At 68.1% G+C, this 7,697-nt stretch carries 6 protein-coding genes; 5 read left to right on the forward strand and 1 reads right to left on the reverse strand.

The features are described from left to right. From OC159_RS08075 to OC159_RS08095, 5 genes are all read left to right on the forward strand, one after another. Positions 1–1,536 (forward strand): L-aspartate oxidase, encoded by a 1,536-nt coding sequence (locus tag OC159_RS08075; RefSeq protein ID WP_265500637.1) that lies wholly within the window; start codon positions 1–3, stop codon positions 1,534–1,536. Continuing rightward, positions 1,533–2,378 carry a carboxylating nicotinate-nucleotide diphosphorylase gene (nadC, locus tag OC159_RS08080; RefSeq protein ID WP_265500638.1) on the forward strand — a complete coding sequence of 282 codons (846 nt, stop codon included), beginning with the start codon at positions 1,533–1,535 and terminating at the stop codon, positions 2,376–2,378. The genes OC159_RS08075 and nadC overlap by 4 nt, the downstream gene beginning before the upstream one ends. Before the next feature lie 1,258 nt (positions 2,379–3,636). Beyond that, the gene (locus tag OC159_RS08085; protein WP_265500649.1) at positions 3,637–5,145 is read left to right on the forward strand and encodes a UxaA family hydrolase; all 1,509 of its coding nucleotides are present in this window, start codon (positions 3,637–3,639) and stop codon (positions 5,143–5,145) included. 10 nt (positions 5,146–5,155) lie between these two features. Then, on the forward strand, positions 5,156–5,884 hold the full coding sequence (locus tag OC159_RS08090) for an SDR family oxidoreductase (protein ID WP_265500639.1): 729 nt from the start codon (positions 5,156–5,158) through the stop codon (positions 5,882–5,884). 15 nt (positions 5,885–5,899) lie between these two features. After that, positions 5,900–6,745, forward strand: a complete 846-nt coding sequence (locus tag OC159_RS08095; RefSeq protein ID WP_265500640.1) for a fumarylacetoacetate hydrolase family protein — start codon at positions 5,900–5,902, stop codon at positions 6,743–6,745. 427 nt (positions 6,746–7,172) lie between these two features. Here the strand turns inward: OC159_RS08095 and OC159_RS08100 are convergent, their stop codons facing one another. Further along, entirely contained in the window at positions 7,173–7,391 is a 219-nt protein-coding gene (locus tag OC159_RS08100; protein WP_265500641.1) for a hypothetical protein, read from the reverse strand. Between the last annotated feature and the right edge of the window lie 306 nt (positions 7,392–7,697).

The following is a 7,697-nucleotide window of genomic DNA, read 5'->3' on the forward strand; positions in this document are numbered from 1 at the left end:
GTGATCGCCACCGACCGCGTGATCATCGTCGGCGCGGGGCTGGCGGCGCTTTACGCGGCGCTGGCGATGGCGCCGCGCCCGGTGCTGATGATCTCTCCCGATCCCCTGGGCCAGGGGGCAAGCTCGGCCTGGGCGCAGGGTGGCGTGGCGGCGGCCATGGGCAAGGGCGACAGTCCCGCCCGGCATGCCGCCGACACGCTGCGCGCGGGCGCAGGCACTGTCGACCCGGCGGTGGCCGATCTGGTGACGACCGAGGCACGGGCGCATATCCTGAACCTGACCGCGCTGGGGACCCCCTTCGACCGCGACGACAAGGGCGGATACATTCTGTCGCGGGAAGCGGCGCACAGCCTGGCCCGGGTCGTCCGCGTCAAGGGCGACCAGGCGGGCGCAGAAATCATGCGCGCGCTGGTCGCCGCCGTTCGCGCCGCGCCCTCGGTCCAGGTGGCGGAAGGGTGGGTCGCGACGGGGCTGCTGATGCAGGGCGGCCGGGTGACGGGGGTGACGGCCGCACGGGCGTCAGGTTCAGCCCCCGTGGCCATCGCCGCGCCAGCGGTGCTGATCGCCGGCGGCGGGTCCGGGGGCCTGTTCGCGTTAACGACCAATCCGCCGCGCATCCGGGGCGAGGCCGTCGGCATGGCCGCGCGCGCCGGCGCCGCCATCGCGGATGCCGAGTTCGTCCAGTTCCATCCCACCGCCATCGACGCCGGGCTGGACCCGGCCCCGCTGGCGACCGAGGCGCTGCGGGGCGAGGGCGCGTGGCTGGTGAGCGTCGGGGGTGGGCGCTTCATGGTGCCGCTGCATCCCGACGCCGAACTTGCGCCACGCGATATCGTGGCCCGCGGCGTCCATGCCGAATGGCGCGCCGGCCGCCGTCCGGCGCTGGACTGCCGCCAAGTGGGGTCCGGCATCGCCACGCAGTTCCCGGCCGTGGCCGCAGCCTGCGCCCGCGCCGGCATCGACCCGACCAGCCAGCCAATTCCGGTCGCCGCCGCTGCGCATTACCACATGGGCGGCATCGACACCGACCTCGACGGGCGCAGCAGCCTGCCGGGCCTCTGGGCCTGCGGCGAGGCGGCCTCGACCGGGCTGCACGGCGCGAACCGCCTGGCCTCGAATGGGCTGCTCGAGGCGCTGGTCTTTGCCCGCCGTGCCGCGCTGTCGATCGGCATCGCCGAGGTCGCCGCGCCGCCGGTCGTCCTGCCCGATCCCGCGCCCGCCCCCCTGCCGGACCCGGCCTTGGTGACCGAGCTGCGCAAGGCCATGACGGCCGGCGCCGGCGTCCTGCGCGACGCCGAGGGGCTGAAGGCGACGCTCGACCAGATTTCGCGCATCCGCGCCGCGCAACCCGACAGCCAGCAGCTGGCCAACATGACCGCAACGGCGACCCTGATCTGCGCCGCTGCCCTGGCGCGGCGCGAAAGCCGCGGCGCGCATTGCCGAACCGATTTTCCTGATACCCTGCCGCAGGCGCAGCGCAGCCGCATGACGCTGGCCCAGGCCCTGCAACAGACCACCCAGACGGAGCCGACATGATCCCGCCCCTGCCCGACCTGATCCTGGAACCTCTGGTCCGCGCCGCGCTGTTCGAGGATCTGGGCACCAATGGCGACATCACCACCCGCACCGTCATTCCCGCCGGAACCCGAACCGAGACCGTCGTCCGCGCCAGGGAAGCAGGCGTCGCGTCGGGTATGCAGCTGGCGGCGCTGGCCTTCCGGCTGATCGACCCCGGGTTACGGCTGCAGGTGCATGTGCCGGACGGCAGCAGCTTTGCCGCAGGCGACGTCCTTGCCGGCATCAAGGGCGACGCTGCGGCGATCCTCTCGGCCGAGCGTGTGGCCCTGAACTTCGCGGGCCGCCTGTCGGGTGTCGCCACCATGACCGCGGCCTTCGTGGCCGAGACGCAGGGGACGCGGGCGCGCATCACCTGCACGCGCAAGACGACGCCCGGGCTGCGGCTGGTCGAAAAGCAGGCGGTCCTGCATGGCGGCGGCTTCAACCACCGCGTCTCGCTGTCGGACGCGATCCTGATCAAGGACAACCACATCGCCGCAGCCGGCGGCATCCGCCCCGTGCTGCAGGCCGTCAAGGCGCAGGCGTCGCACATGATCCGGGTCGAAATCGAGGTCGACCGGCTGGACCAACTGGCCGAGGTTCTCGATGAGGGCGGCGCCGATGTCGTGCTGCTGGACAACATGGACACGCCGACGCTGGAGCGCGCCGTCGCCATGGCCTCTGGCCGCGTCGTTCTCGAAGCCTCGGGCAACATGCGCCTGCCCCGCATCGCCGAGGTTGCGGCCACCGGCGTGGACTATATTTCGGTCGGTGCGCTGACCCATTCGGTCCGGGTCCTGGACCTGGGGCTGGATGCCTGAAGGCATGGCGTGGCAGTGCAGCCCGTTGGTCAACTCGTCTGAGCCACGCTGCATGCCTCGCCACCGGACATAAATGGATGCCTTTATACCAAATTTCGATGCTTTGGGCGAAGGATCGAATGCGTCCAGGCGTCGGGTCTCGTTAGGCGCGGCTTCGCATGCCGTCGGCGGGTGAGACACGGCTCAGGTCTGTTTCGCTCGGACGAGCCTTGGCTCCTGCTCCGACTCTGGTTTTTCCAATTCCGATCATGTCGATCAGTCGTCACCGGCCTACCTACGCACCAGCCGCAGGCCGTTGTGTCGGTGGACCCCTTTGTTCGCCGCGTTCTTCTTCAGGCGCGGACATCGCCCAGATCATGCGCGCCCTCCTTCCGACCGAAGCGAAGGACACCAGCGTCCTGAGCCTCGCTGCCTTCCATCGACGCTTCTCCAGCGGACGACTGCTGAGACAAGTCGGCGGCGAATATCCCGCTGTTTCCTCTTCGACGTCCGGCCGAGCGCTTGCCGTCCCTTTTCCGAATGCTGTCGTGACATGCATGTCTTGATGGCAATCGCACAAGTCGGACCAACGGCCGGCTCCGCCGAAGACTCCGGACGACACCAGTGCCCTTTGCCTTAACGCAACTTTGGCGCGCACTCCGTGACCCGCACGACCTGGGGCCAGGCAGACCTGGCTCGAACCAACTCTGGCAGAAAAGGCTCCCCGCTGTGCCCAGGAGAGGCAAACTGCAATGTTGCGCACCCCCGTCTGAGGCTGTGAGGCCAGGAATTGCCCAGCAGGACGTTCACCACTTGCGTTCGTTGGCTGACCGGAAAGTTAGGGGCGCGAAGCAGCAGGGCTTGAACGCGACCAGACAGCCGCTCGATGCAGTGCGCAAGACGTGAGCGTGGGAGCTTTTCGTGGAACAGCACGCATCATCGGCGGCTGCGCCATGACCGGGACGCGTGCTCTGCCAAGACGACGCCGACAATGTCACCTCGTTCCTGGATCTCTCCTCGCCACCCGGTGGCCCCACAGCACCGTCTTGGCACATCCCGCTGCCGTTGGACGGAGGCATCCACGCCATCGTTGGGGCGGATCATGTCGAATAAGCTGGTTGGTAAAGCGCACGATCCGGCATGGCGACATCTCTGCTGACGTGCCAGTGTCGGGCATGATATCTCTGGCCCAGCTTCCGGCCCGAACTCCGGCGCTGGTCCATGACCGCAACAACATCGTCAAGATCTAGGTGACCCCGTGACCGACCAGCCGACCTCCATGGCGCCGACCGCCCTTCGTCTGCACGATCACGACAACATTATCGTGGCGCTGAGGCCGGTGACGCCGGGCATGACCCTGACGGGCGACGTCACGGCGGCCGAGGCAGTGCCGGCAGGCCACAAGATCGCCGTGCGCGCCGTTGCCCGGGGCGAGCCGGTGCTGAAATACGGCCAGATCATCGGCACCGCGACGCAGGCCATCGCGCCGGGCGAGCATGTGCACGTCCAGAACCTGGGGATGGGCGCGCACCGGCAGGATTATGGCTTCGGAGCAGCGGCCACCCCCCTGCCCCGCCCCGAGGCCGCGGCCACTTTCCGCGGGTTTCACCGCCCGTCCGGGCGCGTTGGCACGCGGAATTATCTGGGAATCCTGACCTCGGTGAATTGCGCGGGGTCCGTCGCCCGCTTCATCGCCGAAGAGGTCGAGCGTCAGGGCTGGCTGCGCGACTTTCCGAACGTGGACGGCATCGTGCCGATCGTCCACGGCACCGGCTGCGGCATGTCCGGCAAGGGCGAAGGCTACGAGACGCTGTTCCGCACCATCGCGGGCTATGGCCAGAACCCGAACTTCGGCGCGATCCTGATGGTCGGGTTGGGCTGCGAGGTGATGCAGATCCCCGACCTGATCGACCGCCAGGCGTTGAAGGACAGCGCGCGGTTCCGCTACATGACGATCCAGCAGACGGGCGGGACGCGGGCGACGGTCGACAAGGGCGTGGCGATCCTGCGCGACCTTGCGGCCGAAGCCAATCGCGCCGCCCGCGCCCCGGCCCCTGCGGGCAAGCTGGTCATGGGGATGCAGTGCGGCGGCTCGGACGGCTATTCAGGGATCACGGCCAACCCGGCGCTGGGGGTGGCGTCCGACCTCTTGGTGGCACAGGGCGGCATCTCGATCCTGTCGGAAACCTCCGAGATCTATGGTGCCGAACACCTTCTGACCCGCCGCACCGACGAAACCACCGGTCGCAAGCTGATCGACCTTCTGGACTGGTGGGAGGATTATACCGCCCGCAACTTCGGCGAGATGGACAACAACCCCTCGCCCGGCAACAAACGCGGCGGGTTGACCACGATCCTGGAAAAGAGCCTGGGCGCGGTGGCCAAGGGCGGTTCGGCGCCGCTGTCGGCGGTCTATCGCTACGCAGAACCGATCGACCGGCCGGGCTTCGTCTTCATGGACAGCCCCGGATACGACCCATGTTCCGTCACCGGGCAGGTTGCGTCGGGGGCGAACCTGATCGCGTTCACCACGGGGCGGGGCAGCGTCTCGGGCTATCGGCCGGTGCCTTGCATCAAGATCGCCTCGAACCCCGACCTCTGGCAGCGGATGGAGCCTGACATGGACGTCAACTGCGGCGACATCCTGTCGGGCGTCACGCTGCAGGAGAAGGGGCGCCAGATCTTCGACCTGATGCTGCGCGTCGCCTCGGGCGAGGAAACGAAAAGCGAGGCGCAGGGCTTTGGCGCGGTCGAATTCGTGCCCTGGCAGATCGGCGCGGTGATGTAGGGAGAGAGGCGTGGGTGGACCCAAGCTGACGGGGCAGCGCGTCCTGATCACCGCGGCGGCGCAAGGCATCGGCCGGGCCAGCGCCCTTGCCTTCGCCCGCGCCGAGGCCGACGTCATCGCGACCGACATCAACGAAGTCGGGCTGGCGGGGCTGGAGGGATGCCGCACCGCCCGGCTGGACGTGCTGGACAGCGCCGCCGTGACCGCCTTTTGCACCGAACTGGGACCAGTCGACGTGCTCTTCAACTGCGCGGGCATCGTTCACGACGGCAGCATCCTCGAATGCAGCGACGACGCCCTGGACTTCGCCTTCGACCTGAACGTCAAGGCGATGGTCCGGATGATCCGCGCCGTGCTGCCCGCCATGCTGGATCGGGGCAGCGGCGCGATCATCAACATGTCCTCGGTCGCGTCGTCGGTGAAGGGCGTGCCGAACCGCTTCGCCTATTCGACGACCAAGGCGGCGGTGCTGGGCCTGACCAAGTCCGTGTCCGCCGATGTCGTGGGCCGGGGCGTGCGCTGCAACGCGATCTGCCCCGGCACGGTGCAGTCGCCGTCGCTGGACCAGCGGCTGGCGGCGACCGGCAACTATGATGCCGCCCGCGCAGCGTTCGTCGCCCGCCAGCCGATGGGTCGCATCGCCGACGCCGAGGAAATCGCCGATCTGGCGGTTTACCTTGCCGGCGCAACCTATACCACTGGACAGGCCGTCTGCATCGATGGCGGATGGACCCTCTGACGACAGGAAGCTGACATGAAACTTCTCCGCCACGGTGCCGCCGGCGCCGAAAAGCCCGGCCTGCTGCACAGCGACGGCACGATTCGCGATCTGTCCGGACAGGTGGGCGACCTGTCGGGCGCGACGCTGGACCCGGCCGAGCTGACGCGCCTGGCCGCGCTGGATGCCGATAGCCTGCCCGTGGTCGAAGGCGATCCGCGCCTTGGCCCGCCCATCGCGGGGACGGGCAAGTTCATCTGCATTGGCCTGAACTATGCCGATCACGCCGCCGAAAGCGGCATGGACGTCCCGTCCGAGCCGGTGATCTTCATGAAGGCCACCAGCGCGATCTGCGGCCCGAACGACCCGATCCTGATCCCCCGCGGCTCGACCAAGACCGACTGGGAGGTCGAGCTGGCCGTCGTCATCGGCAAGCGCGCCAAGTACGTCTCGGAGGCCGATGCCATGGGCCATGTCGCCGGCTTCACGGTTGCGAACGACGTGTCGGAACGGTCCTTCCAGGCCGAGCGTGCCGGCCAGTGGACCAAGGGCAAGTCCTGCGACAACTTCGGCCAGATCGGCCCTTGGCTGGTGACCCCCGACGAGATTGCCGATCAACAGGACCTGCGCATGTGGCTGACCGTGAACGGCAAGACCATGCAGGACGGCTCGACCCGGACGATGGTCTATCAGGTGCCGTTCCTGATCCACTACCTCAGCCAGTTCATGACGCTGCACCCGGGCGACGTCATCTCGACCGGGACCCCGCCCGGCGTCGGCCTCGGCATGAAGCCGCCGCAGTACCTCAAGCCTGGCGACGTGGTCGAGTTGGGCATCTACGGGCTGGGCCAGCAGCGGCAAGAGGTCGTGGCCGACGCGTAAGCAAGGCGAAGCGCATCATCGGCAGGGGGGTCTGGTCAAGAGGCGCGGCCGGTTCCTGACGGGTGCCAGCGCACGTGGCGTCCCATTGCGCCTTTTCCGCAACTTCGTGAAGACAGAGACCTATCGCTTGCAAAATCGCTGCCGTCGGTGGCGAGATCGAGCCTGAGAGCGCTGTCGATAGTGGTGGCGAGGCTGACCTCTGGGCCGAGTTCCTGTGCCGGGTGCGGGCGTTCCCCCTGAAGATGCAATCAACTTCGGGCTCGTGCAGGCAGCGGAGCTTGCTTATGTTCATCGGTGTCTGTTCGATGGGGCCGCCTACCAGCAGTGCGCCTCCAGCGCGCTTCCCGTGCAGCGTAGCTTCGGGGTTGTCCTGCAAGTCGCGGCGGCTAACCCGGCGGGTCCTGCCGGGTTAGCCGCCGAACCGTGTTCAGCGGGCACGGACGGGGCCGCTCGCCCGGAGGGCCAGCTGCGGGACAAGGATGGCAAATCTTCGCGGCAGATTGATCCTGGCGTCTTCCGCGAAGCTGACCGGCAGCATGAGGGAGGTCGTGAAGCGGGCGTTCGGCAGGCGCGTGAGATGTCCCCCCTCGTCTGCCTGCGACCTCGCTCCCTTGTCCAGCCAGATCGGCAGCGCATCGTGGTGCATCAGAAGATCATCGAGAGTTCCGGCTCGTGCCGGGGGTGCGGCCGGGTTCTGGTCTTCCTAGAACGGTCTGCAGGCCAACCTTCCGCACTCGATCTCACGCAGCCGGGGAAGGCCGGGCCGCCCCGCCGCAGGCATCTCATGATGCGAAAAGTGTCATGACGCCCGCAGACGTCATCCCTGACCCGGTTCAGGCTGAACAACGCTGTCCGTCGGCGCGATTGCCAGTTGCTGTCCTGCTCCCCGGCAGGATGGCGGCGTATATGGCGGCCAGAATGAAGGCCAACAAAGCCCTGAGGTGGGCGAGGA

The organism is Paracoccus beibuensis (assembly GCF_026162625.1).
Lineage (GTDB): Bacteria > Pseudomonadota > Alphaproteobacteria > Rhodobacterales > Rhodobacteraceae > Paracoccus > Paracoccus beibuensis.

Bases quoted from the DNA above. Each gene is read 5' to 3' on its own strand.
- nadC (WP_265500638.1), top strand. From the start codon at position 1,533: ATGATCCCGCCCCTGCCCGACCTGATCCTGGAACCTCTGGTCCGCGCC.
- OC159_RS08085 (WP_265500649.1), top strand. From the start codon at position 3,637: ATGGCGCCGACCGCCCTTCGTCTGCACGATCACGACAACATTATCGTG.
- OC159_RS08095 (WP_265500640.1), top strand. From the start codon at position 5,900: ATGAAACTTCTCCGCCACGGTGCCGCCGGCGCCGAAAAGCCCGGCCTG.
- OC159_RS08100 (WP_265500641.1), bottom strand. From the start codon at position 7,391: ATGCACCACGATGCGCTGCCGATCTGGCTGGACAAGGGAGCGAGGTCG.